Annotated in this window: 25 protein-coding genes and 1 other RNA gene; 21 read left to right on the plus strand and 5 right to left on the minus strand. The window is 68.6% G+C overall.

Annotated elements, in window-relative coordinates; genetic code table 11:
- The first annotated feature begins 1 nt into the window (after window position 1).
- The 5 genes from C8K36_RS03750 (at window position 2) to C8K36_RS03770 (ending at window position 5,230) form a co-directional block, all read left to right on the plus strand.
- Entirely contained in the window at window positions 2-1,216 is a 1,215-nt protein-coding gene (locus C8K36_RS03750) for a sensor histidine kinase (RefSeq protein WP_420910838.1), read from the plus strand.
- The gene (locus C8K36_RS03755; protein ID WP_107983057.1) at window positions 1,216-1,854 is read left to right on the plus strand and encodes a response regulator; all 639 of its coding nucleotides are present in this window, start codon (window positions 1,216-1,218) and stop codon (window positions 1,852-1,854) included. The genes C8K36_RS03750 and C8K36_RS03755 overlap by 1 nt, the downstream gene beginning before the upstream one ends.
- Window positions 1,855-1,976: 122 nt before the next feature.
- Window positions 1,977-2,633: a response regulator transcription factor gene (locus tag C8K36_RS03760; protein ID WP_107983058.1), complete on the plus strand. Its 657-nt coding sequence runs from the start codon at window positions 1,977-1,979 to the stop codon at window positions 2,631-2,633.
- A complete protein-coding gene (locus C8K36_RS03765; RefSeq protein WP_107983059.1) occupies window positions 2,630-3,625 on the plus strand; it encodes a HAMP domain-containing sensor histidine kinase in 996 nt (331 codons plus the stop codon). The genes C8K36_RS03760 and C8K36_RS03765 overlap by 4 nt, the downstream gene beginning before the upstream one ends.
- Before the next feature lie 99 nt (window positions 3,626-3,724).
- Window positions 3,725-5,230, plus strand: coding sequence for a DUF4153 domain-containing protein (locus C8K36_RS03770; protein ID WP_107983745.1), 1,506 nt, complete (start codon window positions 3,725-3,727; stop codon window positions 5,228-5,230).
- A gap of 5 nt (window positions 5,231-5,235) precedes the next feature.
- Here the strand turns inward: C8K36_RS03770 and C8K36_RS03775 are convergent, their stop codons facing one another.
- The 3 genes from C8K36_RS03775 to hisN all read right to left on the minus strand — a co-directional run bounded on the left by C8K36_RS03775 (window position 5,236) and on the right by hisN (window position 8,051).
- Complete coding sequence (locus tag C8K36_RS03775) at window positions 5,236-5,565, minus strand: hypothetical protein (protein ID WP_107983060.1); 330 nt, start codon at window positions 5,563-5,565, stop codon at window positions 5,236-5,238.
- A gap of 21 nt (window positions 5,566-5,586) precedes the next feature.
- The gene (locus C8K36_RS03780) at window positions 5,587-7,125 is read right to left on the minus strand and encodes a multicopper oxidase family protein (RefSeq protein WP_107983061.1); all 1,539 of its coding nucleotides are present in this window, start codon (window positions 7,123-7,125) and stop codon (window positions 5,587-5,589) included.
- 149 nt (window positions 7,126-7,274) lie between these two features.
- Complete coding sequence (hisN, locus tag C8K36_RS03785; RefSeq protein WP_258195013.1) at window positions 7,275-8,051, minus strand: histidinol-phosphatase; 777 nt, start codon at window positions 8,049-8,051, stop codon at window positions 7,275-7,277.
- A gap of 99 nt (window positions 8,052-8,150) precedes the next feature.
- Here hisN and prfB point away from each other — a divergent pair, with 99 nt between their 5' ends.
- From prfB to smpB, 6 genes are all read left to right on the plus strand, one after another.
- Window positions 8,151-9,254: a peptide chain release factor 2 gene (prfB, locus tag C8K36_RS03790; protein ID WP_107983063.1), complete on the plus strand. Its 1,104-nt coding sequence runs from the start codon at window positions 8,151-8,153 to the stop codon at window positions 9,252-9,254.
- A gap of 5 nt (window positions 9,255-9,259) precedes the next feature.
- A complete protein-coding gene (locus tag C8K36_RS03795; protein ID WP_107983064.1) occupies window positions 9,260-10,165 on the plus strand; it encodes a mechanosensitive ion channel family protein in 906 nt (301 codons plus the stop codon).
- On the plus strand, window positions 10,162-10,650 hold the full coding sequence (locus C8K36_RS03800) for a hypothetical protein (protein WP_107983065.1): 489 nt from the start codon (window positions 10,162-10,164) through the stop codon (window positions 10,648-10,650). Before C8K36_RS03795 ends, C8K36_RS03800 begins: the two co-directional genes overlap by 4 nt.
- Window positions 10,651-10,717: 67 nt before the next feature.
- The gene (gene ftsE, locus C8K36_RS03805) at window positions 10,718-11,407 is read left to right on the plus strand and encodes a cell division ATP-binding protein FtsE (protein ID WP_107983066.1); all 690 of its coding nucleotides are present in this window, start codon (window positions 10,718-10,720) and stop codon (window positions 11,405-11,407) included.
- Between the two features lie 61 nt (window positions 11,408-11,468).
- Window positions 11,469-12,386, plus strand: a complete 918-nt coding sequence (gene ftsX / locus C8K36_RS03810) for a permease-like cell division protein FtsX (RefSeq protein WP_107983067.1) — start codon at window positions 11,469-11,471, stop codon at window positions 12,384-12,386.
- A gap of 88 nt (window positions 12,387-12,474) precedes the next feature.
- Window positions 12,475-12,948 carry an SsrA-binding protein SmpB gene (gene smpB, locus C8K36_RS03815; RefSeq protein WP_107983068.1) on the plus strand — a complete coding sequence of 158 codons (474 nt, stop codon included), beginning with the start codon at window positions 12,475-12,477 and terminating at the stop codon, window positions 12,946-12,948.
- 69 nt (window positions 12,949-13,017) lie between these two features.
- Here smpB and C8K36_RS03820 read toward each other — a convergent pair whose 3' ends face one another.
- Together C8K36_RS03820 and C8K36_RS03825 are read right to left on the minus strand one after the other, a co-directional pair.
- On the minus strand, window positions 13,018-15,087 hold the full coding sequence (locus C8K36_RS03820; protein WP_107983069.1) for a membrane dipeptidase: 2,070 nt from the start codon (window positions 15,085-15,087) through the stop codon (window positions 13,018-13,020).
- 134 nt (window positions 15,088-15,221) lie between these two features.
- On the minus strand, window positions 15,222-16,427 hold the full coding sequence (locus C8K36_RS03825) for a lipase family protein (RefSeq protein WP_107983070.1): 1,206 nt from the start codon (window positions 16,425-16,427) through the stop codon (window positions 15,222-15,224).
- Between the two features lie 224 nt (window positions 16,428-16,651).
- Here C8K36_RS03825 and ssrA point away from each other — a divergent pair.
- From ssrA to crcB, 10 genes are all read left to right on the plus strand, one after another.
- Window positions 16,652-17,023, plus strand: a transfer-messenger RNA (tmRNA) gene (gene ssrA, locus C8K36_RS03830).
- Between the two features lie 77 nt (window positions 17,024-17,100).
- Complete coding sequence (gene pip, locus C8K36_RS03835) at window positions 17,101-18,060, plus strand: prolyl aminopeptidase (protein WP_107983746.1); 960 nt, start codon at window positions 17,101-17,103, stop codon at window positions 18,058-18,060.
- A 78-nt stretch (window positions 18,061-18,138) separates the two neighbouring features.
- A complete protein-coding gene (locus C8K36_RS03840; RefSeq protein ID WP_258195014.1) occupies window positions 18,139-18,756 on the plus strand; it encodes an alpha/beta fold hydrolase in 618 nt (205 codons plus the stop codon).
- Between the two features lie 29 nt (window positions 18,757-18,785).
- On the plus strand, window positions 18,786-20,075 hold the full coding sequence (locus C8K36_RS03845) for an NAD(P)/FAD-dependent oxidoreductase (RefSeq protein ID WP_107983072.1): 1,290 nt from the start codon (window positions 18,786-18,788) through the stop codon (window positions 20,073-20,075).
- Complete coding sequence (locus tag C8K36_RS03850; protein WP_107983747.1) at window positions 20,072-20,815, plus strand: DUF1365 domain-containing protein; 744 nt, start codon at window positions 20,072-20,074, stop codon at window positions 20,813-20,815. The genes C8K36_RS03845 and C8K36_RS03850 overlap by 4 nt, the downstream gene beginning before the upstream one ends.
- A complete protein-coding gene (locus tag C8K36_RS03855) occupies window positions 20,815-22,089 on the plus strand; it encodes an SAM-dependent methyltransferase (protein WP_107983073.1) in 1,275 nt (424 codons plus the stop codon). Before C8K36_RS03850 ends, C8K36_RS03855 begins: the two co-directional genes overlap by 1 nt.
- Window positions 22,089-23,384: an SAM-dependent methyltransferase gene (locus C8K36_RS03860; RefSeq protein WP_107983074.1), complete on the plus strand. Its 1,296-nt coding sequence runs from the start codon at window positions 22,089-22,091 to the stop codon at window positions 23,382-23,384. Before C8K36_RS03855 ends, C8K36_RS03860 begins: the two co-directional genes overlap by 1 nt.
- Entirely contained in the window at window positions 23,381-24,172 is a 792-nt protein-coding gene (locus tag C8K36_RS03865) for a DUF1295 domain-containing protein (RefSeq protein WP_107983748.1), read from the plus strand. The genes C8K36_RS03860 and C8K36_RS03865 overlap by 4 nt, the downstream gene beginning before the upstream one ends.
- A gap of 57 nt (window positions 24,173-24,229) precedes the next feature.
- The gene (locus C8K36_RS03870) at window positions 24,230-24,592 is read left to right on the plus strand and encodes a fluoride efflux transporter FluC (RefSeq protein WP_107983075.1); all 363 of its coding nucleotides are present in this window, start codon (window positions 24,230-24,232) and stop codon (window positions 24,590-24,592) included.
- Entirely contained in the window at window positions 24,589-24,933 is a 345-nt protein-coding gene (crcB, locus tag C8K36_RS03875; protein ID WP_107983749.1) for a fluoride efflux transporter CrcB, read from the plus strand. Before C8K36_RS03870 ends, crcB begins: the two co-directional genes overlap by 4 nt.
- Window positions 24,934-24,971: the final 38 nt, after the last annotated feature.

Raw genomic sequence — 24,971 nt, forward strand, 5'->3', positions numbered from 1 at the left:
TGTGATCGATATCCGCCCGCGCGTCGATGTGGGAGTGCTGGTGCGCTGGGCGCCGGTGGTCCTGGTGCCGTTGATGCTCGTCTCGAGCACCTTTCCCGGTCGGTACCACGTTCCGTTGAGCTACTGGGCGCTGGCGATGACCGCCGCGGCGGTGTTCGTGGTGGCGGACCGCTGGCCGTTTCCCGTGTCGATCGCCGCGTCGGCGCTGGCTGTCCCGATGTTCGCGGCTGATGCATGGGGCTTGTCCGGGCTGGTGCCGTACCTGGGCGCTGTGGCACTCGCCGAGTTGGCGATGCGCACCCACCGCACGGTGCCGATCGTGGTGGCGGCCGGGTGCTGGGCCGGCGCCGTGCTGGTGGGGCACTGGCTCGAGACCGCCGGGGCCTCGACGTCCGAGAGCTTCTGGCGGGCGGCGACGCTGGTCTCGGCCGTCGCCTATGTGGGACTGCCCTTGCTGCTGGGGCTCTACCTGCGCGCGCAGCGGGACCTCGCGGTGACGTACCGGGCGCGGGCCGCCGAGGCGGAATCTCGCAGGGCCGCGGCCGAATTGCAGACCAGGGCGGCCGAACGTAGCGCCGTGGCGCGTGAGCTGCACGACCTCGTCGCCCATCACATGGCGTCGATCGTGCTGCGGATCGGCGTCGCCCGCCACGTGACGACGGACGCCGACCCACGTGTGCACGAGGTGCTCGACGACGTGCACCGGACCGCCTCCGACGCGCTGGCCGATATCCGTCGACTGCTCATCGCGCTGCGCGATCCGGAGCTCGGGGAGGTCGCCCTCGTCGAGTCGGACGCGGTGCCGATCGAGATCGCGTCGGCGATCGAGCGCACCCGCACGGCCGGATTCGACGTCGCCGCCGACGTGGATCCGGATCTGGGTGGGCTCGACGCGATCGGCCGGCTGACGCTGCTTCGGGTGGTGCAGGAGTCCCTGACCAACGTGATGAAGCACGGCGACCCCTGCGGCATCGTCAGGGTGACCGTCGAGCGCGGCGGCGGCGGCGTCAGCGTGCGGATCGACAGCGCCGGGCACGGCGACGGTTCGAATCCGACCGGCCACGGCATCATCGGGATGGGGGAGCGGGTGGATCTTGTCGGCGGTCGACTCGACGCGGGCGCGACCGACCGAGGATGGGTCGTCGACGCCTGGATTCCCGAACCCGCCCCTGAACCCTGCCCCGAGCCGGGGTCGACGAGTGAGGCCGGCGCCTGATGATTCGACTCCTGATCGTGGACGACCAGCGACTCGTGCGTGCGGGCCTGCGGATGCTGTGCGAATCGACAGACGACCTCGAGGTGGCCGGGGAGGCCGCCAACGGTGAGGAGGCGATCCGTCAGGCTGCCGAACTCGCGCCGGACGTCATCCTGATGGACCTGCGAATGCCGGGACTCGACGGCATCGAGGCGACCCGCCGGATCGTCGGCTCGGGTTCCGGTGCGAAGGTGCTGGTGCTCACCACTTTCGACGACGACGATCACCTCTACCCCGCGCTGGCCGCGGGGGCGACGGGCTTCCTGGTCAAGGACACCGCGCCCACCGACCTGCTGAACGCGATCCGCCGGACCGTCGACGGGGACATGCTCTTCTCGCCCGCCCTCATGCGACGTCTGGTCGACCGCGCCGTCGCGTCGGGTCCCGGTGGGGATGCGGCCGTCGCTGACGCGGTCGCGCTCACCCCGCGGGAGCGGGAGGTGCTGGCTCTCGTCGGTGAGGGGCTGGGCAACCAGGAGATCGCCGACCGCCTGCATCTCGGCGTGACCACGGTGAAGACGCACGTTGCGAACCTGATGGACAAGACGGGCTGCGGTAACCGGGTCCGGCTCGCGGTCTACTCGCACAAACGCGGCTGACCCGTGTCGTTCGGTGCAGTTCGAAATGTGCACACAACCTTCACAACTCCTGCCGGGCATCCACACAACCGCCCCATACAGTCGAGTGTGTGACCAAGCCCGATCGAGCCAGCCAGCGCCGAGTGCTCGTCGTCGACGACGAACGCACGATCTCGGAGTCCATCGCCGTGCGACTGCGCGCGGAGGGGTACGACGTGCGGATCGCGTTCGACGGGCCGACCGCAGTGTCGGAGTGTGAGGCGTTCGGCGCCGATCTCGTGGTGTTGGACGTGATGCTGCCCGGCTTCGACGGACTCGAGGTGTGCAGGCGCATTCAGGCGTCCCGCCCCGTCCCGGTGCTGATGTTGACCGCGCGGGCCGACGAGACGGACATGGTGATCGGACTCGGGGTGGGCGCCGACGACTACTTGAGCAAGCCGTTCAGCATGCGGGTGCTGGTTGCGCGGGTCTCGGCGTTGTTGCGTCGGGCCGATCGCGCCGCAGACGCCGATCTCCTGGTGCTCGGCGAGGTGTCGGTCGACCTGAGCGCCCGCCTGGTCCGGGTCGCGGGAGTCGAGGTTCATCTCACGCGCACCGAGTTCGACCTGTTGGTTCACTTGGCATCTCGGCCGCGTGCGGCGATCGCTCGTGAAACCCTGCTCGAACAGGTGTGGGGCTGGGGCGGCGCGGCCGGCAGTCGTACCGTCGACAGTCACGTGAAGGCGTTGCGTCGCAAGCTCGGTGGGGACCTGATCCGCACGGTGCACGGCGTCGGCTACGCGTTGGAGGTGCCGCGATGAGCTGGCCGCGTCCCCTCGACCCCTTCCGTTCCTTCAAGGTCAAGACCGGGCTGCTGGTTGTCGCGTCGCTACTGCTCGCGTCACTGACGTTCTGGCTCACGTCGCAGTGGCAGTTCCGATTCGCCCTCCTGTCTGCGCTCGTTGCGGCGCTGGTGGTGACGCAGGTGCTCGCGCACGGCATGACGTCGCCGCTGCGGGAGATGACCGCGGCGGCGAAAGCGATGGCGACCGGCGACTATTCGCGCCGGGTGCGGTCGACATCGCGGGACGAGATCGGCCAACTGGCCGTGGCGTTCAACCAGATGGCCGAGGATCTCGAGGCCGAGGATCGGTACCGCCGTGAGCTGATCGGCAACGTCTCGCACGAACTGCGCACGCCCATCGCGGCATTGCAGGCGGTGCTCGAGAACGTGGTCGACGGCGTTGCGACCGCCGACCGGCCGACGATGGTGTCGGCGCTCGCACAGACCGAGCGGCTGGGCAGCCTGGTCGCGGATCTGCTGGACCTGTCCAGGCTCGAGGGAGGTGCGGTCCCGCTGCGCCGAGCCAGCTTCGAGATCGAGCCCTTCCTGGACGAGGTGATCGTGCAGGCGTCCAGCCCCGAGCGGCCGCTGCGGGTGGACATCGACGTCGCCCCGGTGGGGCTGCGCGCGGTGGCGGACACCGCGCGTCTGCATCAGGTGATCGCGAACCTCGTCGACAACGCGGCACGGCACGGCTCGCAGGATTCGCCCGTGTGGATCCGGATCCGCGTGCGCGCCGACCCGCATGCCGACGAGCTGATCCTGGACGTGCACGACGACGGCCCGGGAATCCCCGACGCCGACCGTTCACGGGTGTTCGAACGTTTCGCGCGTGGCGGCGCACAGGACGGCGGGACCGGGCTCGGGCTCGCGATCGCCCGCTGGGCCGTGGAGCTGCACGACGGCCGGATCGAAGTTCTCGACACGTCCGACGGCTGCTGCATCCGAGTGGCGTTGCCGCAGAGCTAGACCGCACTCACGATCGATATCCCTTCGGGGCCGGACCATTCCGACCGGCCCCGTGATGACGCCTGCCCATCGACGGCCGGCATGGACGAGGAGGACATGATGACCGCACCGACGACGAGCCCGCGGGAGACGACTTCGGATGACGGCCTGTGGCATTGGCGGCGCGACGTGTGGCGCCGCGACCGGACGACGATGGTCCCGCGAGCGACGCTGGTCGCGGCGCTGGGGGCGGGCGCGATCGCGACCCTGATCCTGCAGACATCGGTGGTGAGCATCGCGTACCTGCTGACCGGGGCTGCGGTGGCGGTCACTGCCTTCGCCACCGTGCGTCCGCGTCCGACACAGCTCCAGCTCGCCGCTGTCGCGGGCGCGCTCGCCCTGCTCGCGGTGGCGGCCGTCCGCGGAGCCGAATGGCTGATCGTGCTGTGTGTGGTGGCGAGCTGGGTGGTGGGATCTGTTGCGCTGGTTGGAGGCTGGACGTGGACCGGACTCACGCTCGCATCCGTCGCGCTCTGGCTCACACCGGTACGGCTGGTCGGCTGGGTGGAGCGGGGCCGAAGCCGGCTGAGCATGGGCGGCGGTGTCAAGCCGGGACGGGTGATCGGCGTGACGGCGATCAGTGTGGCGCTGGTGGCGCTGTTCGGTTCACTGTTCGTGAGCGCGGACCCGGAGTTCGGCCGGATGTTCGACTCCGTGGTTCCCGATGTACGGGTGAGCAACCCGGTCGGACGCCTGCTCGTCGGGTGCTTCGTCGCGGTGGCCGCACTGGCGGCTGCCTACTTGCGGCGGCGGCCCCCGACATTCGACGCCCTTGCGCCGGGCGGCGGTCGTCCGATCGCGCGGTGGGAGTGGGTGGTACCGCTGGTGCTGCTCGATGCGCTGTTCGCCGGCTTCGTCGCGGTGCAGGTGCGGGTGCTGTTCGGCGGCGACCGGCACGTCCGGGACACCGCCGGACTTACGTACGCGAACTACGCGCGGCAGGGTTTCTGGCAACTCGCGGCGGTGACCGTCCTGACGCTGATCGTCGTTGCCGTGGCGGTTCGGAAGGTGGACCGCGGCAACGCGCGGGACCGGGTATCGGCACGGGTGCTGCTGGGCGCGCTGTGTGTACTGACGCTCGTCGTCGTCGCGTCGGCCGTGCATCGGATGGCGCTGTACGAGAACGAGTTCGGTTTCACCCGGTTGCGTCTGGGTGTGATGGCGGCGGAGCTGTGGTTGGGCGTGGTGTTCGTGCTGCTGCTCGCGGCCGGGATTCGGATGTCGGCGCGGTGGCTGCCGCGGGCGGTACTGGTGTCGGCTTCCGTGGGTTTGCTCGGATTCGCCGCGATCAATCCGGACGGCTACATCGCCGAGCAGAACGTGAAGCGATACGCCGACACCGGCGACATCGACGTCCAGTACGCGCGCGGCCTGTCCGTCGACGCCGTGCCCGCGCTCGACCGCCTACCCGAACCGGTGCGGTCGTGCGCACTGAACGGCATCGGTATCGGCGTCCGCGACGAGCCGGCATGGTTCGAGTACAACGCGTCCCGGTCGCGGGCGACGCAGATCCTGCGGGCGAGGCCGGTGGGTCCGTGTAGCCCGGGATTCGGCTCCACTCTCTAGCGGGGCTAGCTCCAGGGCTGGATCGGCCGCTTCACCCACATGATCTTCTCGTCCGCATGCGCCGGCGTCGCCCGCGGATGACCCGGATGCGCCGCAGCCCAGCGCGACTTCTCGTCGAGCTGTTCCGCGACAACCGTCCAGGTCTCTCGCGTGCTCGGCGGATTGACGCTCGCCTCCCGCGCCAGCTTGCGCAGTTGCGCGTCGGGCAGGTCGAGGAGTTCGGCGCCGCTGATGGCGCGCTCCCAGATGTATCGGGCCAGCTCGGTCGCCTTCTCGCGTCGCTTCCGGTCGGCCGCATCCGTGTGGGCGAAGTCGACCTCGTTCGGATCCGTCATCTACATGTACCTCTCGCCGGACTACCCGCCGTGACCGCCGTGTCCTGCGGTCGCGGGCGCGCTCGTACCCATCTGCATCGGGCGCGGTGTCGCGCCGGGTTCCAGAACCAGGAACTGTCCCATCATGCCCTGATCCTCGTGCAGCAACAGATGGCAGTGGAACATGTAGGGGATGGTGGGATCGGTGTACTCGGTGAAACGCAGCGCCAGCCGGATCTGCTGTCCCGGCGGGGTGTAGACGGTGTCCTTCCAGCCGGACAGGTGCGCGGGCGGCGGGGAGCCGTCGATGTCGACGACCAGGAACTGGACGTCGTGGACGTGGAAGTTGTGCGGCCAGTTGTCGACGTTACGGACCGTCCAGATCTCGGTGGTGTCGACGGTGGGAGAGAAGTCGATGCGGTTCATGTCCATCCGCGCGCCGTTGATCATGAACCACTGCAGCTCGAAGTCGCGCTCGGTGACGGCCGTCGACGGGGCCAGCCGAGCGATCGGCGCGAGGGTCGACGGCAGGCCGGGCGACGGGCCGAGGGTGCGTTCGGGACGCAACTCGACGATGTCGACGGTATCGGTGAACCCGAATCGCGCGGCGGCCGCGCGGTCGAGCCCACCGTGGTCGTCGGCGGGAACGGAGCGCAGCACTACGTCGGAGCCGCCGCGCATCGCAACCACGATCTCGGCGCGTTCACCCGGGCTGAGCGGTAGCCGCCGCAGGGCAGTGGGCTCGGACACCAGACCGCCGTCGGTGGCGACCAGTCGGAACTCGCGGTCGTCGGAGAACGCGAGGTTGTAGGTTCGGCCGCCGGAACCGTTGAGGATGCGCAACCGGACCAGTTCGGTGGTCACCGGCAGGTAGGCGCCCGAGATTCCGTTGGTGACGATGGTGTCGCCCAGCAGTCCGACGTCGGTGGGGTCGGACTCGTCCAGCGCGCCGTCGGAGGTGAAGCGCTTGTCCTGGACGATCAGGGGGATGTCGTCCACCCCGTAGTTCTTCGGGAGGTCGATCCCGTCGGTGACGTCGTCGTCGACGAGGAATAGACCCGCCAACCCCCGGTAGACGTGCTTTTCGGTGGAGCCGTGCGGGTGCGGGTGGTACCAGAGCGTCGCGGCCGGCTGATTCACCGTCCATGTCGGCTCCCACCGCGCTCCCGGCTCGACGGCCTGGTGCGGGCCGCCGTCGTACCGGGCCGGCACGTGCATGCCGTGCCAGTGCACGGTGGTCGGCTCGGGCAGTGCGTTCTCGATCGTGAACGCGACGGCCTCACCGCGTCGGGCCCGGATCGTCGGCCCCAGCAGGGACCCGTTGAAACCCCATGTCGCAGTGCTCTTCCCGGCCAACAGCTCGGAGTTCCCCGTGCGGGCCGTGAGTGCGAAGTGCCGGGTGCCCGCGGCGTCCACGGTCGAGTCCGCGAGCGGCGGGATCGGGAGGGCGCGCGTGAACTTCCCGGTCGGTGCGGCGCCCGGTGCTGGGGGGCTCGACTGCGCCGCCACACATCCGGCGGACGCGGCCAGTGGGACGGCGGCGAGGCCGATCAGGAAGGACCGGCGGGATATGTGCGTCACTGTGCTCCTCGAAGACTGCGGCGAATTTCTGCCTGAATCCAGTCTTCGTGGCGAGCGACGAGTAAACCCCCGCCCTGGGGCCGGTGAGTACGACCGGAGAGTCCTACCCGTGGGCCTTGTGCGGGCCGCGACGCCGTGCTACTTCGGTGCTAGCGCGACCGCAGGCGGGCGAGGACCTCGTCGTGCAACCGTCCGTTGGTGGCCACCGCGCTGCCGCCGTGCGGGCCGTCGGCGCCCTCGATGCTCGTGAACCGACCGCCGGCCTCGCGCACCAGGATGTCCAGCGGCGCCAGATCCCACAACGACACCTCGGGCTCGGCCGCGATCTCGAGGGCGCCCTCCGCGAGCAGGCAATAGGAGAAGAAGTCGCCGTAGCCGCGGATGCGCCACACGTCGTCGGTGAGATCGACGAACTGATCGCGGATCCCGCGGTCCTTCCACCCGGACAGTGACGAGAACGCCAGGCTCGACGACGCCAGGTCTGCGACCGCGGATACCGACAGCTTGCGGGCGTCGCCGCCGTCGTACGACGTCCACGCGCCCTCCCCGGCCGACGCCCACCAGCGGCGGTTCAGCGCGGGCGCGCTCACGGCGCCGACGACGGGGACACCGTCCTCGAGCAGTGCGATCAGGCTGGCCCACACGGGGACGCCGCGGACGAAGTTCTTGGTGCCGTCGATCGGGTCGATCACCCACTGGCGTCCCGCGAACTTCGCGTGGCCGCCGAACTCCTCGCCGAGCACGTCGTCGCCGGGACGCTCGACGCCCAGCACCGCACGCAGCGCACGCTCGACAGCCAGGTCGGCGTCGGAGACGGGCGTGAGGTCGGGCTTGGAGTCCACCCTCAGATCCAGCGCGCCGAACCGGGCGCGGGTGATGGTGTCGGCTTCGTCGGCGAGACGCAGGGCGAGTTCGAGATCGGTCACGGATTCGACGCTACTGCACGGTCGGTGCAGCCTCGATCGGTCGCACATGTGGCCGGTGCAACGCCGAACCCGTCGATACACCCGGTAGCCTGGATAACTGTGCATCCTGACGTTTCCGCTGACCTCAACGAGCTCGACGCCACTCTGACCACGGTCGAGAAGGTTCTCGACGTCGAGGAGCTGCGCCGCCGCATCGACGAACTCGAACACCAGGCGTCCGATCCGGAGCTGTGGAACGACCAGGAGCACGCTCAGAAGGTCACGAGCCAGCTGTCGCACGCGCAGGCCGAACTGCGCCGTGTCGAGGAGCTGCGGTCGCGGCTCGACGACATGGGCGTGCTCTACGAGCTCGCCGAGGAAGAAGGCCCGGACGCCGTCGCCGACGTCCATGCGGAGCGCGCCCAGCTGCGCACCGACATCGAGGCGATGGAAGTCAAGACGATGCTGTCGGGCGAGTACGACGCGCGTGACGCGCTCGTCAACATCCGCGCCGGCGCCGGTGGCGTCGACGCCGCGGACTGGGCCGAGATGTTGATGCGCATGTACATCCGCTGGGCCGAGAAGCGCGGCTACAGCGTCGAGGTCTACGACACGTCCTACGCCGAAGAGGCCGGCATCAAGAGCGCCACCTTCGCCGTCAAGGCCCCCTACAGCTACGGCACCCTCTCGATCGAGATGGGCACGCACCGCCTGGTGCGTATCAGCCCCTTCGACAACCAGGGCCGCCGCCAGACGTCGTTCGCCGAGGTCGAGGTTCTCCCCGTCGTGGAGACCACCGACCACATCGACGTCGACGAGAACGACGTCCGCGTCGACGTCTACCGTTCGTCCGGCCCGGGCGGCCAGTCGGTCAACACCACCGACTCGGCGGTGCGCCTGACACACGTCCCCACCGGCATCGTCGTCACCTGTCAGAACGAGAAGTCGCAGCTGCAGAACAAGGTCTCGGCGATGCGGGTCCTGCAGGCCAAGCTGCTCGAGCGCAAGCGCAAGGAAGAGCGGGCCGAGATGGACGCCCTCAAGGGCGACGGCGGCAGCTCGTGGGGCAACCAGATGCGCTCGTACGTCCTGCACCCGTACCAGATGGTCAAGGACCTGCGCACCGAGTACGAAGTCAACAACCCGTCGGCCGTGCTCGACGGTGAAATCGACGGATTCATCGAGGCCGGCATCCGCTGGCGTATGAGCGAAACCCAAGCCTAGGACGTATGCAGACCACACATCTCGCCCTGACGTTCACCCCGTACGACCGTTTGCTCGAGTGGCTGAAAGTCACCGGACTGCCCATCGCGCTGACGATCCTCGGTGCGCTGATCCTCGCCCGGTTCGTGAACTGGGCGGGCGGTCGCATCACGCAGCGCATCGACGACAACTACCAGCAGGGCGACGCCCTGGTGCGGTCCGAGGCGACCAAACATCGGCACTCGGTGGCGCAGGTCATCACGTGGGTGGTGATCACGATCATCTATGTGATCACCGCGATGAAGGTGCTCAACCAACTGGGTCTTCCCATCGGAAGCCTCGTGGCCCCGGCCACGGTGCTCGGTGCCGCGCTGGGCTTCGGCGCGCAGCGCGTGGTGCAGGACATCCTCGCCGGATTCTTCATCATCACCGAGCGGCAGTACGGCTTCGGCGACACCGTCCAGATTGCGATCACCGGGTCGGGCACGGACGCCGAGGGCGTGATCGAGGACGTGACGCTGCGGGTCACCCGCATGCGGAACGCCGATGGTGAGGTCATCACGGTCCCCAACGGGCAGATCGTGAAGGCCGTCAACCTGTCGAAGGACTGGGCGCGGGCCGTCGTGGACGTGCCGATCCCGGCCACCGCCGACATCAATCGCGTCAACGACATCCTGCACCGGGTGGGTGTCGACGCGTACGAGGACAAGAGCCTGCGGCCCTTGCTGCTCGACACCCCGTCGGTGATGGGTGTCGAGAGCCTTGCAGTGGACCAGGTGAGCGTGCGCATGGTGGCTCGGACCCTGCCTGGCAAGCAGTTCCAAGTGGGCCGCGCGCTGCGAGTCCGGGTCGTGACGGCGCTGCGCCGGGCCGGAATCACGGTCGCGGCCGAACTCGAGACCGATCCCGTGGTCGGAGGTGACGACGCATGAGCCCGCAGGAGAAGGTGTCGCTGCTGTGGAAGCGGATTCCCCGCAAGCTGTTCGGCGGCAGGATGCGTACCACCACCGTCGTCATGTGTCTGCTGTGGTTGGGCCTGGCGATGCTCAACGCGGATCTCAACCCGCCGGTCGAGCCGGCGACGACGAACCATGTGCCCGCCGTGAGCGAACCCAGCCCCGCGGCGCCGGTCCCGGAACCGGCCACGTCGTCCGCGGAGCCTTCGACCACCACCACCGCGCCCTCGTCGGTGTCGTCCTCCGAGACGGCGACGGAGACGTCCACCGGGACCTCTCGGCCCGGCCAGCAGTCGGGGACCTCCACCACCACGCCGGGCGCTGGCCGCCAGACGACAACCGAGACGAGTGCGCCGACTTCCTCGTCGCAGTCGTCGGCAGGTACGCAGACGCCGGAGCTGAACCAGGACCAGAACCCGGTGGGCGAGGCCACGACGACGGCGCCGACGCCGCAGGGCTGACGCTTGCTCGATCCGGGGCGCGTCGTTACCCAAGGTCACCGTTAGATAACGGCTAGACTGGCTCCCTGTGATCAGCGTCAAGGATGTCTCCAAGTTCTACAAGGCCTCCACCAGGCCCGCCCTGGACAAGGTGAGCGTCGAGATCGACAAGGGCGAGTTCGTCTTCCTGATCGGACCGTCCGGCTCCGGCAAGAGCACGTTCATGAAGCTCCTGCTCAAGGACGAGGCGCCCACCTCCGGCGACATCCACGTCGCCGACTTCCACGTCAACAAGCTGTCGGGCCGCAAGGTGCCCAAGCTTCGGCAGAGCGTGGGCTGCGTGTTCCAGGACTTCCGCCTGCTGCCGAGCAAGACGGTGTCGCAGAACGTCGCGTTCGCACTCGAGGTGATCGGCAAGCCCCGCTCGGTGATCGAGCGGACGGTGCCCGAGGTGCTCGAGCTGGTGGGGCTGTCGGGCAAGGCCGACCGCCTGCCCGGCGAGCTGTCCGGCGGTGAACAGCAGCGCGTCGCGATCGCCCGCGCCTTCGTGAACCGTCCGCTGGTGCTGCTCGCCGACGAGCCCACCGGCAACCTGGACCCCGACACCAGCGCCGACATCATGCTGCTGCTCGAGCGGATCAACCGCACCGGTACCACCGTGCTGATGGCCACGCACGACCACCACATCGTGGACTCGATGCGCCGCCGCGTCGTCGAGCTCGACCTCGGCCGTGTGGTGCGAGACGAAGCACGGGGCGTGTACGCCGTCGGCCGCTAGGCCCGACGTCCTACAACCCAGCCGAACCGTTCGACCTGACGACGTAAGGACCCCCTCCCCGATGCGTGCCAGCTTCATCTTCAGCGAGGTCTTCACCGGCCTGCGCCGCAACCTCTCGATGACCGTCGCGATGATCCTCACCACCGCGATCTCGTTGGGACTGTTCGGCGGCGGCCTGCTCGTCGTGCAGATGGCCGACAAGACGCAGCAGATCTTCCTCGACCGTGTCGAGGTGCAGCTCTTCCTCACCGAGGACATCTCGACGTCCGATCCGGACTGCGCGGCGGACCTCTGCCGCGGCATCCGCGCCGATCTCGAGAGCACCGACGGGGTGGTCGCGGTGCAGTACCTCAACCAGGACGACGCCGTCGCCGACGCCACCGACCGCGTGTTCAAGGACAACCCGGAACTGGCATCGCTGGTCAGCGCGGAGAGCTTCCCGGCCTCGTTCAAGGTCAAGATGAGCGATCCCGACCAGTTCATGTACATCAACGCCGACTTCTCGGCTCGGCCGGGCATCGACAGCATCCTCAACCAGCGGGAATTGGTGGATCGGCTCTTCAGCGTGCTCGGCGGCATCCGCAACGCAGCCTTCGCGATCGCGATCGTGCAGGCGATCGCCGCGATCTTCCTGATCGCCAACATGGTTCAGGTGGCCGCGCTCACCCGTCGCACCGAGGTGGGCATCATGCGACTCGTCGGCGCCACCCGCTGGTACACGCAGTTGCCGTTCCTGCTCGAGGCCGTCGTCGCATCGCTCATCGGTGCGGGGCTGGCCATCGCGGGTCTGTTCGGCGCGAAGAACCTGTTCATCGACAACGTTCTCGACGACATCTACGACGCGAACATCGTGGCGCGGGTGTCCAACAGCGACGTACTCCTGGTGGCGCCGTTCGTCGTGATCGTGGGCGCCGGCATGGCCGCGATCACCGCGTACATCGCGCTGCGCCTCTATGTCAGGGACGGGCGCGATAGCTAATCGGCTTGCATGGGCTCCTATGCTGGAGTCGTACCAGTACAGGTCAGTGCAGAGCTGACAGCGGATCGACGACGGTGAGGGCCCGCACGTGAAAGAGAAGGGCCGCAAGGTCATCGCGACCAATCGCAAGGCGCGACACAACTACACGATCATCGACACCTACGAGGCGGGCGTCGCGCTGCTCGGCACCGAGGTGAAGAGCCTGCGCGAGGGCAAGGCTTCGCTGGTGGACGCGTTCGCGACCGTCGACGACGGCGAGGTGTGGCTGCGCGCGCTGCACATCCCCGAGTACACGCAGGGCACGTGGACCAACCACTCGCCGCGCCGCACCCGCAAGCTGCTGCTGCACAAGCGGGAGATCGAACATCTCGTCGGCAAGACCCGTGAGGGCAACCAGACGCTGGTGCCGCTGTCGATGTACTTCTCGGACGGCAAGGTCAAGGTCGAGCTCGCCCTCGCGAAGGGCAAGCAGGACTACGACAAGCGCCAGGACCTGGCGCGCCGCACCGCCGAGCGTGAGGTCACCCGGGAGATCGGGCGCCGCGTCAAGGGCATGCGCTGACCCCAGAGCTGTCGCAGGTGATCGCGGTGGCCGCCGCGTGAGGGGTGAACGCGGCGGCCACCGCAGCCTCTATCGAGCGACGCGCTCCCACATCTGCAGGTACGCCTCGGCCCCGCGGGACATGTCGTCGATGAACTGGTCGCCGTCCTTGCCGGCGTAGGTGCGCATGTCCTCGATCCAGTCGGGGATCATGCCGTACTGCGCCAGGCCGTCGGTGTTGAAGTCGAACGTGCGGGTGCCCGCGCGCTGCTGCTCCATCACCGTGCCGCCGTCGAATGTGGTGAACGGGTACTCGACGCCCCGCGTCCCGTCCTTGTGCGGCGCCGGCTGCGCGCCGAACCCGTTGGTGTCCGCGCCGAATCCGTACCCGAAGTAGTAGTCGTCGTCCCGATCCTCGCGGGCCGAGCGCCACTCACCGACGAAGTTCTCCGACGGCCCCGCATACGACGCCACGAAGCCGCCGAGCTGGTAGATGCGCGGGTAGTTCGACGGGTCGGTCCAGCCGTGGCTGGACACGACACCCGAGTACCGCGCGTCCTCGAGGATCTTCAGCGCCGAGTCGGCGGTCTTGACGCCCATGTGATCGACGTCGACGATCATGCCGCGCTGCATGAGGCCGCGGATCGCGTACTCGCCGAGTGGTGTCAGACCGCGGGCATTGCAGGTATCACCGGTCGGGTAGATCGGCACGGTGACGCCGGGCGGGAGCGACTTCGTCAACTCGGCGGTGGGTCGGTCGACGTTCCCGATCGGGTTGTCCGTCGCGACGCCGGTGCACGGTTCGGCCTTCCAGAACTCGCCGGTTCCGATGAAGTTGCCGATGTTGACCGCGATCCCGGTGATCCCTTCGTCGAAGCGGACGCCACCGAAGGCGTTGTCGAACTTGTGTGTCAGGACCACCTGCCGCACACCCATCGCGTACAGCTCGTCGAGGCCGGCGTCGATGTCCTGCTCGGTGCACTGCGGGACACCGTTGCGGACGCCGCATCCGAACGACTCGGAGATCTCGATGCCGAGCGTGACGGCGAGCTTGCCCGCCGCCGCGACCGCCCTGGCGTCCTCGGGGGTGCTGACGATGCGGAACCAGCCACGGCCGGGACCGCCGTACTGCGCGTCCACGTAGTCCTGGATCTCGTGCGCCTGCCGGGCCTCGATCCGGGCGGTCTCCATCTCGTCGCACGAATTGCTGCGTAGCGGATACAGCTCGCACAGCACACGATTCGACACCAGCAGGTTCGTCAGGATCCGCAGACCGCCGCGCCACGCGCGCTCCACCCAGCGGTAGTACATCTGCTCGTGGGTCATCGAGTCGTAGGACGGCACGTCCGCGAAGCTCGGCCACATGGTGGTGTCGTGCGATCGGAAGGGGTCACCGTGCGAGAGCACGTTCTCGAGCACGGCAGGCAGGCCGTCGGGCTTGTGGTCCTCGCAGTCCTGCAACGCAACCGTGACACCGAGCGGCGAGTAGGGCTCGCCGCAACGGATCTCGCCGCCGATGAACTCGTTGGCGTTCATGTGGACGTGCGCGTCGATGAAGCCACGGACCTCTTCGGGGGACGAGACGAGCGGAGCTCCGCGGGCGCCGATCTCCACCTCGGGGAAGTCGGCGCAGCCGTCTGCCGGTTCGAGTCGGAATCGTCCGGCCTCCGGATCCTGCCCGGGAGCGGTCACCGTCAGTCGGCCGTCGGCGCGGTTCACGCCCAACTGCTGACCGTCGACGATCGACGTCGCGGTGTAGGCGCCGTCGGTGAACGTGAACGTCCAATCGGTGGCGGGCGTGGGCTGTGGCGCCGCGAACACCCGGCCGGACTCGCCCGCGATGAGCGCGGTGTCGTTGCCGTAGAACAGGAATCGGCCGAGCTGCGCGGCGTGCATCCGGAACTTCGCGGCACCCGCCGCATCGGCACCGACGCGGTAGCCGTCACCGTCGCGGGCCACGAAGCCGGGGTTGGTGTCCGACGCGAGGGCGTAGCAACCACCCGCGAGTCCGTACACCGGATCGGTCGGCGGTCCGGGGTCGGTGGGATCGGGCGACAGCGGAACCGACACGGCGATCGCCGTCCCGGCCAGTGCCAGCGCCAGGGAGGCGCCGAGCACCGGGATCAGTCGGCGGCGAACGAATCTGGAGCGGACGGACATTCGGTGGGTCCCCTAACGAGCGCACTGGGCTTCAGGCGAGGAGGTTAGGGGAACCTGAACGGACGTCCAGGTGCTTTTGCGAACAAATCCCGAACAGTGGACATATACGATTTGACGGTCCGCGTAAACGCAGGTCAGCAGTCCGTCGGAGCGGGAACGCCCGCGAAGCGATCCTTCAGATAGAGGAAGGCCTCGGGCAGGCCCACGATTGCGTTGGTCATGTGTTCGGCGATGGGGTAGCCGCGGAACACGAGTGTCGCGCCCGCCTTGCAGTAGCGGTCGGCAGTCCTTGCCACCGACCCGAACGGCGTCAGGCCGTCCGTCGATCCCTGCCACATGAACACCGGTGCGGTCGGGATGCCGGGATAGTCGACGAGGCTGTTCTCCCGCATCACGGCGCGAGTCCGCTCGTCGTTCAGCAGGCTCGTGGACTTGGCGACCTCGCTGACGCCGTGCAGCACGCCCTTCGCGATGATCAGCGTGCGGCACTCGTCCTTGAGTTCCTCCCGCAGTCCGAGTCCTATCGGGGTCAGCTGGTCGCCGATGGGCAGCCGGTCGGGATATTCGCGCTCGAGTCCCACCGCCGCGGCGAAGCCCAACCCGAATCCGGGGTGCCGGTCTGCCAGGCCGAGTCCGACCGCCATCTCCTCGATATCTGCCGGGACACCGCCCTGTGCGACGCCCGCGAGCTCGACGTCCGGTGCGTACGTGGGGTTGAGGGCTGCCGCCCACGCAGTGGCCATGCCGCCACCGGAGTACCCGGCGAGCGCGACGGGGCTGTTCGACAGTCGCAGTTCCGGCAGTCGCTGCACGGCGCGGACGCCGTCGAGGGTGATCATGCCGCCGAGCTTGGCGGCGCCGTAGGCGCTGTTGGGGCCCAGGTGGTCGGGGATAGCGACCGCCCAGCCCTGTGCCAGCGCGAGAGGCAGACCGAAGACATCCTTGATCTCGCCGGTGAACAGGGCGGCCGACGGCGCGCATCGCATACCGAGCGAGTTGACGATCGCCTGGTACGACAGCACGGGCATGTCCGTCGGCGAGTTGAACGGCTTGATGACCGTCGTCACCGCCGGAATGGGTGCGCCCGCCGAGTTGGTGGACCGGTATTTGATCTGCCACACCTCGTTGCCCGGGACGAGCCACGTGTCGGCGCGGCGAACTTCGAGAATGTCACCGGGGGCCTTCGACGCGATGTCGGCCGGAGCCGCGTAGAAGGGGTCGGCGTACGGCGTCGGATACGCCGGCGCGGCGCCGGCCGTGGGCGCGGCGATCGTGCCCGTGACCGCAGCGGTGAGAGCGAGTGCGGCAGCGGCCGCCAATCGGCGCGCGAACGACGTCATCCCAGTTTCCCCCTGCGAGTGTCGAGTGACGAATGTCACCGAAAAGTCCGTCCCGGGGCCAGACATTAACGGAATGAGCAGCGGCTGAGGGGCGAAACGCATGGATGTGGCCTGCATCGACGGCGGTGTCGGCGACGGGCCCGGAGCGGTCACTGAATATCGGGATGATTCCCGCCCGCTCGCGGGTTAAAGTAAGTAGCCCCATGAAAGACGTGGGGACGTACGGGGCTGAACGGTTTCGACTGCGTACGTTGAGTTAGGGGAAGCGTGTCGGTGCAGGCAAGAGACCACCGTAAGCGTCGCTGCAAACCAATAAGCGCCGATTCCAATCAGCGCGACTACGCCCTCGCTGCCTAAGTAGCGACTGCGTGTCTGTCAGACCGGGTGTGCCCTCGCCCCGGACCCTGGCATCAGCTAGAGGGCTTTACCGTTCCACTCGGTCGCGGAGTGGGTCGGGACAACCAACAGCGACTGGGATCGTCATCACGGCTTGTTCGCGGGACCGGGAGATCCAAGTAGAGACTTAGCGAACTGCACACGGAGAAGCCCTAGCAAAGCGGCGGAGGACCCGGGTTCGATTCCCGGCAGCTCCACTCGAGAGGGGCCCGATCGGAAGCACTTCCGATCGGGCCCCTTTGCGTTGTCCGCAAGGCCGTTGCAGCAGACTCTGGGCATGGCCGCCCGCTATCCGTTCGTCGAACCGTACGAGTCCGGTCTGCTCGAGGTGACCGATGGTCACCGTCTGTACTGGGAGACGGTGGGCAACCCGGACGGCGTGCCGGTGGTCTATCTGCACGGCGGCCCCGGTTCCGGGGCGGGGCCCGGTAGACGACGGCTATTCGACCCGAACGCGTTCCGGGCCGTATTGTTCGACCAGCGTGGGTGCGGGCGCAGCACGCCCCTCGCGGACGACCCGCGGACCGACCTCTCGACCAATACGACCGCCGATCTCATCGCCGACGTCGAACGATTGCGTGAGCACCTCGGGATCGAGAAGTGGATCGTGGTGGGCGTGTCATGGGGCGTCACGCTCGGACTGGCGTATGCGCAGGCGCATCCGGATCGGGTGATTGCGATGGCGCTGGGCGCGATCACGTCGGATCCTCGTCGCGACATCGAGTGGATCACCCGCGACATGCGGCGGGTCTTTCCGCGCGAATGGGAGCGCTTCGTCGAACCGGTCGCCGAGGACGCGAAGGACGGCAACCTCGCCGCGGCGTACGCCCGATTGCTCGCCGACCCGGATCCGTCGGTCCGCGACCACGCGGCCGTCCGCTGGTGCGAGTGGGAGGACACGCATGTCTCTCTCACCCCGGGCTGGACACCGGACGCGAGATATCGGGACCCCACGTTCCGATCGGTCTTCGCGCGCCTGGTCACGCACTATTGGGGCAACGACTGCTTCCTCGCCCCGAACCAACTCCGCGACGGCATGCACCTGCTCGTCGACATCCCCGCCGTTCTCGTGCACGGCCGATACGACGTGTCCGGCCCGCTCGACATCGCCTGGGAACTGTCACGCCTGTGGCCGGGCAGTCGGTTGGACGTCGTCGAGGATGCCGGACACGGCGGAGGAAGTTTCACCGAAAATCTGATCGACGCGATCGATGCGTTTGCAGGCGTCACTCCGTGACGGGGCGATTTCGCGGCTATGTGTCGGGGGGTCCGGATCCCACCCGTCCGCCGGGGCGGTCGGTTCCGAATACCGATCGTGCGGCTACCGAGACGAACGAGTAATGCGCCGGCACTGATCGTGCTGGTGCTGCCTGGCGGCAAGGCGCGGGACCGGCGTCGATTCAGGCACTGGCAGGCGGCCGCCCTGCGGATGTGGCCGTTCACATGGATCGTTCGGCGACGTGTTCCCGGCGTCGAGGTCCGCCAGGTGCGTTACCGGGTGCGCGGGTGGAACGGCGCCGACCGCAGTCCCGTCCGCGACGTTCGGAAGGTGCTCGACGGCCTCCGTCCCGCCGGCGTCCCGGTGGTGTTGGTCGGCCATTCGATGGGAGGCAGGGTCGCGGCGGTCGTCGCCGACGATCCCCTGGTACGCGGGATACTCGCGCTCGCCCCGTGGTGGCCGGACGGTGAGGGCGCAAAGGCCCCGGCCGGCAAGCGGATGGTCGTCGTGCACGGTACGGCGGATAGCTGGACCGACCCCGTCGCATCGCGGACGCAGACCGAGCTGGCGCGCATACGCGGTGTGGACGCGCAGTGGATCGGCATTCCCGGCGCGCGGCATGCGATGCTCCGCGATCCAACGCGGTGGCACCGGATCGCGGTCGACTTCGTCCGGGACCAATCGCACCGCCTCTCGTCTCCGAATGCCACGTGAGCACCGGACACCAGGCGAGAGGGACACAGATGATCGACGGTCGGAGCTGGGGCACACGACGCAGCGTTGCCGTCGTCGGATCCGGGGTGGCGGGGTTGACGGCCTCGTGGGTGTTGGCGAAGAGCGCCGACGTGACGCTGTACGAGGCCGACGGCCGTCTCGGCGGGCATGCCGACACACATCGGGTGCGCACATCGGCCGGCGACGAACTGAGCGTGGACACCGGATTCATCGTCCACAACGACCGCACCTATCCGACGCTGCTCCGACTGTTCGCCGAACTCGGGGTGGAGACGCAGGAATCCGACATGTCGATGTCGATCCGCTGCGATGGCTGTGGGCTGGAATATGCGGGAGGGCAGGGTGTTCGAGGACTGGTACCGAGGGTCTCGACGGCGTTTCGCAGCGAGTACGTGCGGATGCTGTCCGAGGTCAGGCGCTTCCACCGACTCGCGAAGGCGACGCTCGCCGGCGCCGACTCCGACGACCGCACGCTCGGCGACTTCCTCGTGGACGGCCGCTTCTCGCCATACTTCACCGCGCACTTCATGACCCCGCTGGTTTCGGCGGTGTGGTCGTGCAATCCCGAAACCGCGCTGCGCTATCCGGCACGGTTCCTCTTCACCTTCCTCGAGCATCACGGGATGCTCGGTGTCGGCGGCTCGCCCACGTGGCGGACGGTGCGCGGCGGCAGCGCCGAGTACGTGCGACGGGTGGCGGAGCGCATCGGCGAGGTCCGGTTCTCGACGCCGGTGCGGGCGATCCACCGGCACGGCGATCGCGTCGAGATCCGCGACGACGGCGACGACCTGCGGCAGTTCGACGCCGTCGTGGTCGCGACGCATCCGCAGCAGGCCCTGAAGATTCTCGCGGCCCCCACCCCACTGCACCACGAGGTGCTCGGCGCGATGCCGTACTCCGTCAACCACACCCAACTCCACACCGACGAATCGGTGCTGCCGAGGTCCACGCGCGCACGGGCGTCGTGGAACTACCGCATTCCGTTCTGCGCGGCGCGACCCGAACAGGTTCTCGTCAGCTACGACATGACCCGGCTGCAGCGGCTGCCCGACACCGGCGAGCGGTACCTCGTGACTCTGGGCGGAAACGACATCGTCGACCCGAGTCGGGTGCTGGACACGATGGTCTACGAGCATCCGCAGTACACCCCGGCCTCCCTCGCGGCGCAGCGCCGACTGCCGGAACTGAGCGACGGCGTCGTCGCGTTCGCGGGGGCTTACCACGGTTGGGGATTCCACGAAGACGGTGCGTTGTCGGGCCTGCGTGCCGCGCAGCGTGTAGGAGGGCAGTGGACATGAGCGCCTCACCCTTGCCCCGCACCCCGGCCATCTACCGGACGGCGATCCGTCACGTGCGAACCGCGCCGCTGCGCAACGCCTTCTGCTACCGCAGCTACAGCTGGCTCGTCGACATCGACCACCTCCCGAGCCTGCCGCGGATCCTCGCCCCGCTCGCGGGATTCGCCTCCGCCGATCATCTCGGCGACCTGTCGTGGAGTCTGCGGCAGAACGTCGACGCGTTCCTCGCGGCACACGGGATCGACCTCGAGGGCGGAAAAGTGCTGATGCTCACCAACGCCCGCGTGTTCGGGTACGTGTTCAATCCGCTCAGCGTGTTCTGGTGCCACGACGCGGACAACCGACCGGTGTGCGTGATCGCCGAGGTGCACAACACGTACGGGGAGCGGCACTGTTACCTGCTGCGACCCGACGATCGCGGGAACGCGCGGGCGGTCAAGGCGTTCTACGTCTCGCCGTTCAACGACGTCGACGGTGAGTACCGCATGAGATTGCCCACCCCGGGGGAGGCGCTACACGTCGGAATCTCGCTCGAGCGCGCGGGTCAACCGCCGTTCGTCGCCACGGTCGTGGGTGAGCGCCGTGACGCGACACCGCGCGAGGTGCTGCGAGCGGCGCTCGCGGTCCCGATCGCACCACTGCGGGTGGCCGCGCAGATCCGCTGGCAGGGAATTCGACTGTGGGCCAGAGGCCTACCCGTCCGGCAGCGACCGGCGCATCGACGACAGGAGGCAGTGTGATGACCGCGACCGTGATCCCGACCGGGCGGCCCGTCGATCGGTGCGCGTGGGGAGACCTGCACCGCGCACCGTCCGGGGTGCGTGCCCGCGTCGCCGGACGCGTGGCCGACGAACTGTTCCGGCGCGCGGTCTCGCGCCTGCCGGTTCGAGTGCACTTCCCGGACGGAACGGTGCTCGGCGGCCCGTCGGCGGCCGATCCGCCGGTGATGGTCCTGCACCGACCCGCCGACTTCGCGGCCCGGGTCGGGGAGAGCGGCCTCATCGGGTTCGGTGAGTCCTATATGGCCGGAGACTGGTCGGCGCCCGACCTCACGGCGGTCCTCGAGGTCTTCGCGGCCCGCGCCGCGACGCTGATTCCGCGACCGCTGCAACGGATGCGCGGCATGGTGATCCCGAAGCCTCCGGGCAGCGAAGAGGGCACCACCCGCAATACCCGGTCGAACGTCTCTCGCCACTACGACCTGTCCAACGATCTGTTCGGCGGGTTCCTCGACGAGACGCTCACATACTCGAGTGCGCTGTTCGCCGACGACGATTCCGCTCCTGTCTGGGACGATCTCGCCGCCGCGCAGCACCGCAAGATCGATCGCCTCCTCGACGGCGCGCGGGTGCGGGAGGGCAGTCGGGTCCTCGAGATCGGGACCGGGTGGGGCGAGCTCGCCATCCGGGCTGCCGCACGTGGCGCAACGGTCCGCTCGATCACCCTGTCGACCGAGCAGCAGGATCTGGCCTGCAAGCGGATCGCGGAGGCCGGGTACGCCGACCGCGTGCAGGTGGACCTGCTCGACTACCGGCAGGTGGACGGACAGTACGACGCGGTGCTGTCGGTGGAGATGATCGAGGCGGTGGGACACCAGTTCTGGGGCACCTACTTCCGGACCCTCGACCGGGTGCTGGCCCCGGGCGGCCGCATCGCGATCCAGGCGATCACGATGCCGCACGATCGGATGCTCGCCACCCGCAACACCTACACGTGGGTGCACAAGTACATCTTCCCCGGCGGTTTTCTGCCGTCGGTGCGGGCGATCGAGGAGATCACCGAGCGGCAGACGAGTCTGTCGGTGCGGCAACGACTGTCGATGGGCGACCACTACGCGCGCACGCTGCGGCTGTGGGACGAACGGTTCGCCGCGCACGCCGACGAGATCGCCGCGCTCGGCTTCGACGACGTCTTCCGGCGACTGTGGCACTTCTATCTCTGCTATTCGGAGGCCGGATTTCGCTCCGGCTACCTCGACGTCCAGCAAATCGTCCTCGACCGGAGGGATACGTGATGACCACGTCCGTGACCAGCGCGCACACCGGCATCGCCCACGACATCGCCGCGGTCCTCGAACCACTCGTGGGCGGGGATCTCCCGGTGCGGCTGACGGTGTGGGACGGCAGCGCGGCCGGTCCCGAGGACGCCCCACCCGTCGTTCTCTACAGCCCGAACGCGTTGCGGCGCATGCTGTGGCATCCCGGCGAACTCGGTGCGGCGCAGGCGTACGTCACCGGCGACCTGGACGTGCCCGGTGACCTCGACGACGCGCTGACCCACGTGTGGGAGACCGCGCGGTCCCGCGGACTGCACGGGATCCGTCCGACTCCGGCCCTGTTGGCCCGCGCGGCACGTCTCGCCCGGTCGGTCGGTGCCTTCGGGGCACCGCCCCCACCACCCGCGTCGCAGGCCCGGGTCCGCGGACGCCTGCATTCGAAGGTCCGGGACCGTGCCGCGATCAGCCACCACTACGACCTGTCGAACGAGTTCTACGCGCTGATCCTCGACCCGCACATGGCGTACTCGTGCGCGTACTGGACGTCGGACGACCCCGGATACACCCTCGGTGACGCGCAGCGCGACAAGCTGGATCTGGTGTGCCGCAAGCTCGGTCTGGACCGGCGACCGGGTCGGCGTCTGCTGGACGTCGGCTGCGGGTGGGGATCGCTGAGCCTGTACGCCGCCGCCGAGTACGACGCCAGCGTCGTCGGCGTGACACTGTCGCAGGAACAGAAGAACTACGTCGACGCCCGGATCGCGGAACGCGGTCTCGGCGGCCGGGTCGAGATCCGGGTGCAGGACTACCGGGAGATCCCCGACGGCCCGTTCGATGCCGTCGCGTCGCTGGAGATGGGTGAGCACGTGGGCCGGCGCAACTACCCGGTGTATGCGCGGGCGTTGCGCGACAACGTCGTCCCCGGCGGACGGGTCCTGGTGCAGCAGATGTCGCGCACCGGTCGGCACCCCGGGGGCGGCCCGTTCATCGAATCCTTCATCGCGCCCGACATGTTCATGCGTCCGGTGGGGGAGACCGTCGGGCTGATCGAGGACGCGGGACTCGAGATCCGGGACGTGCATGCGCTGCGCGAACACTACGTCCGCACTGTGGCTGTGTGGCACCGCACGTTCGAGTCGCGCTGGGACGACGCGGTCGCGATGGTGGGTGAGGAGGCGGCCCGGGTGTGGCGGCTGTATCTCGTCGGCGGCGGCATGGCGTTCCGTGACGGGCGCATGGGTGTCGATCAGATCCTCGCGGTCCGGCCCGGGGGAGACGACGTGCCCGAGCGGACCGAGTGGACGGCGCGATGAACGGCTTCGACTGGGGCGGTTTCGCGCTCGTCACCATCACCAGCGTGGTCGCCGCGGCGATCCTCATGGTCGTCACGGCGGCGTTCGGGTTCGCGCGTGGTCGACACAACGTCGTCGACGTGTCGTGGGGCGCCGGCTTCGTCGTCATCGCGCTCGTCGCGGCCGCGTTCGGTGACGGTGACCCGTGGCGGCGCTGGCTGCTCGCCGCGCTGGTCGCGGTGTGGGGCCTGCGCCTGGCGTCGCACATGGCGCGGCGCACCAGCGGACACGGCGAGGACCCTCGCTACGAGAAACTGCTCGACGACGCGGGCGGCAACCGGACGTGGACGGCGATCCGCAAGATCTACCTCACGCAGGGGCTCGCCCTCTGGTTCGTCTCACTGCCGGTGCAGGTCGCGGCCGTCACGCACGGCGGGGTAGGAGTGTTCACGATCCTCGGTGTCGCAGTGTGGCTGGTGGGTGTCGTGTTCGAATCCGTCGGCGATGCACAGATGTCGGCGTTCAAGGCGGAGCCGTCGAATCGCGGCACGATCATGGACCGCGGATTGTGGGGCTGGACGCGGCATCCCAACTACTTCGGCGACGCGTGCGTGTGGTGGGGCATCTTCCTGATAGCCGCACAGTCGTGGCCGGGCGTGCTCACGATCCTCTCGCCCCTCGCGATGACGTACTTCCTCGTCTACGCCACCGGTGCCCGCCTGCTGGAACAGCACATGGCGCGGCGCCCGGGCTACCGCGAATACCAGGAGCGCACCAGCTACTTCGTGCCGCTGCCGCCGCGCCGCTGATTCCGTGATCCGGCCGCGTCTGCCACAGTTGTTCCCGGTCGGCAGACAGGAGGGGCGATGACGGAGACGCGGACGCTGGCGGTCGTCGCTGCCGGCGGCGCGATCGGTGCGAGCACGCGGTACCTGCTGGCGCAGCAGTTCCCAGGAATCTGGACGGTGCTGATGATCAACATCGTCGGATCGCTGCTGCTCGGCCTTCTCGCGGCGGTGCTCGGACCCGACCGGTTGTGGCGACTGTTCCTCGGCGTCGGCGTACTCGGCGGATTCACGACCTTCTCGACTTTCGCCGTCGACGTCGTGGAGAACCCGGGATCGGCGGTCGTCTACATCCTCGCGACGCTGCTGCCGGCGTTGCTGGCGGCCCGCCTCGGGATGGGAATCGGCGAGGCGTGGCACAGTCGGCGCGAGACGGCGTCGTGACGGTTCTGTGGGTCGCGCTCGGCGGCGGCGTCGGCGCGGGGGCGCGCTATCTCGCCGGACGGCACCTGTCGTCGTACGCCAGTTTCCCGGTGCCGACATTCGTCGTGAACGTCGTCGGCTGTCTGATCCTCGGCCTGCTCGCCGGTGCGACGCTGCCGCCCGCGGTGTTCGCGCTGCTGGGTACCGGCTTCTGCGGCGGACTGACCACCTACTCGACGTTCGCCACCGAGTCGGTCGGCCTCACCCGCGTCGGCCGGTCCGTCACGTCCGTCCTCTATGTCGCGGCCAGTCTCGCCGTGGGTATCGGATTCGCGTGGCTGGGGTTTCGGATCACCGCTTGAACGCGCCGGTAGCTTCCCGCCCTGGCACGATGGTTCAT

Source organism: Rhodococcus sp. OK519, assembly GCF_003051005.1.
Taxonomy (GTDB): domain Bacteria; phylum Actinomycetota; class Actinomycetes; order Mycobacteriales; family Mycobacteriaceae; genus Prescottella.